Genomic DNA, 2,732 nt, shown 5'->3' on the forward strand with positions numbered 1-2,732 from the left:
GCGGCGCACCGCCACGGCTTCGAAGCTCTTCACGAAGGCCGATATGGCTGCGTTGCATCCAGAGATGGAGAAGCACCTGTGCGCCGCGCTCGGTGTCGAGCGGGTTGGCGTGCTGCTCGATGAGGATGACAAGAACAGGAAGTGGTCGAGCCTAGACCACGATGACTATGAGCTTGTGACTGCGCAGCGCGACAAGGCTCTTGCCGAGGTCGAGAAGGCCGACAGGGAGCTTTCGAGGGTTCGAGCGCAGGTGACCGAGTGCAAGGCCAAGATTGACGGCTTTGCGGCGAGGTTCGAGAAGCTCAAGACCGATCTGGCGCAGATTGCCGAAGCGCTGTCCGTGAGGGGCTTCCTCGGGAGCTTCAAGGCCAAGCTCATCGAGTTCGCGGAGAACGAGATTTGCAAGGCGGCGCTTGCGGCTGGGCGAGACTTCAAGACCGCTCGTGACGGCAGGCGTGCCGAGAGGGTTCTCGTGAACGGCGCCCGTGAGAAAGTCGATGAGATGGGCGAGCTGTCGAGGGAGATGGACGAGTGGTCTCTGTTGGATGAGGTCGGTGATATGAGGGGTGCCAGAAGGGAGCTTGACGGGCACGAAGCGCCAGCACGGTCACGCGGCCAGGCTCGGTGAAACGTAAACTATAGTTTACGTTTTTGTGAGTCCATACTTATGGACTCGAAAGCGCAGGTAGCTGCGCAAAAATAAAGGGCACCGCTCGCGCGATGCCCTATAATGTTTGTTGCTGGTCGTTGGTTGCCGCCGACAACCAGCTAATGGAAACGGAAGGTGGTTTCCGTCACCGTACAGTACTATTCTATCAAGACCGCGAGGTCAGGGCTATAGATAGGCGTAAAAACGGAGCCACCTTCCATGATTTTGGAGGTGGCTTTTTTCATGGCAGACGAGACGACCGAGAAGGCTGAGAAGCCAATCGACACCAGCGTGAAGGCGCGTTACTGGTGGGCTGTGCTCTATCAGGAGAACATGGTCGATGGTTGGCGCGACAACATCGAGGAGCTGTTGCAGCTGCCCTATGCCTACTGCGAGCACGTGGCAGACGTTGACGGCAAGGGTGAGCATCGCAAAGACCACGTGCACGTGATTATCGTCTTCGGCAACACGACCACCTACAAGACGGCGATGTCCGTTTTTAAGCGGCTTGGCGAGAAGGCGTTGAACAAGTGCGAGCGTGTAATCGACATTCGCCACTGCTACGACTACCTGATTCACGACACGGACAAGTGCCGCAAGCTCGGCAAGCATCAATACGACCCGAGCGAGCGCATTACTGGCAACGGCTTCGACATTGGCAACTACGAGCAAATCAGCACCGCCGAGAAGCAGCACATGCTAAAGGAGCTGACGTGGTTCATCATGAGCGAGGGCTACGAGACGATTAACGAGTTCACGCAGCCCGCGCTCGAACGTTTCGGCGAGCAGTACTGGGAAATCATGGTCTCGTATTCGGCGTTTCTCGTTAAGTACCTGAACGGCAACAAGATGATGCGTGAGAAGGCCGAAATGCAGAAGCGCTTGGCATGGGAAGAAGCGATGCGCGAGCGCTGCCGCAACAACGAAGCCGATTCACATTCGGGCGAGTAGGCGGGTCAATGGAGCAGGCGGTGACTACGGGGGCGGAGTAGTTCCGCATAGCGGATCTACGTAGCCCTCGTTCACCGGCTGCGGAATTGACGCGGCGGGCAAGCAACAAAACCAGACTTGATTGAGGGTCGATGACGCACTGCGCCATCGACCCTTTCCTTGCTCTAGTCGCGGCGAAGGAAGCCCATCAAATCGGGGCACGTATATATTCGGCTACTACGACCGAATATATACGTGACGTGTGACGTGTGACGAACAGCCGCGACAAGGGGGAGTTTGAGGGGGCTTGCCCCCTCATGCACGCGCCGCCGCGTGCCGTGCCAAGCGCCGCATCCATGTGGCGTGCGGAGACCGAGAGCGCCGCCGCGAACGGTCGGAGAATCCCCGAGTGGTACACTCGGGGCAGGGTGTAAGACGCAAGTCTTACTAACCTGCTATTAAGACATTGCTTAGAGAGGTGCCGCCGCCGATGCATCTGGCTACTTACTCGAATCGGGACGCGGGCAGGATGCTCGCCCACTACGAGCGCTCGATAGGCGAGCGCGACCACATCGACAGGGACTTGCCCGTCTACAACCTCGCGCCCGAGCATGATGGCGGGAGCCTTGGCCGATACCGAGAGCTGTGCGAGGGCTTGGAGATAGGTGCCAAGACAAAGCCGCTGGCCGATTTGGTCGTGACGATGCCCAAAGGATTCGAGGGCGGCGTTGGGGAGTTCTTCAGGGCGGCATACGGGTTTCTGCGCGACAGGGTGGGCGATGGGCGAATCGTGAGCGCCTACGTGCATCTGGACGAGCCCGGGGCGCAGCCGCACATGCACTTCGCGTTCGTCCCGATTGTCGAGTCGGCGGTGATGACGAACGACAAGGCGCACCCGCTCAGGTGGACGGCGCGGGACGAGGAGAAGAATCCAGACCACAGGGCTGGAACGGTCAAGAGGGATTCCAAGGGCACCGTGAGGTACAGGCGCGTGCCGCTGGTCGGCGATGACGGGAAGCCCGTCATGCGGCGCACCGCCACGGCTTCGAAGCTCTTCACGAAGGCCGATATGGCTGCGTTGCATCCAGAGATGGAGAAGCACCTGTGCGCCGCGCTCGGTGTCGAGCGGGTTGGCGTGCTGCTCGATGAGGAT

General features: G+C 59.5%; 3 protein-coding genes. All 3 read left to right on the plus strand.

Features of this window, described 5'->3' with window-relative positions:
- Positions 1–628, plus strand: a 628-nt coding sequence (locus tag F8C90_RS11055) for a hypothetical protein (RefSeq protein WP_170264650.1), incomplete at its 5' end; no start/stop codon positions are given.
- 264 nt (positions 629–892) lie between these two features.
- On the plus strand, positions 893–1,600 hold the full coding sequence (locus F8C90_RS10600; RefSeq protein WP_170264651.1) for a Rep family protein: 708 nt from the start codon (positions 893–895) through the stop codon (positions 1,598–1,600).
- A 469-nt stretch (positions 1,601–2,069) separates the two neighbouring features.
- Positions 2,070–2,732: plasmid recombination protein (locus tag F8C90_RS10605; protein WP_211361103.1), on the plus strand; the 663-nt coding region annotated here is incomplete at its 3' end.

The organism is Ellagibacter isourolithinifaciens (genome assembly GCF_008831035.1).
GTDB classification, from domain to species: domain Bacteria; phylum Actinomycetota; class Coriobacteriia; order Coriobacteriales; family Eggerthellaceae; genus Ellagibacter; species Ellagibacter isourolithinifaciens.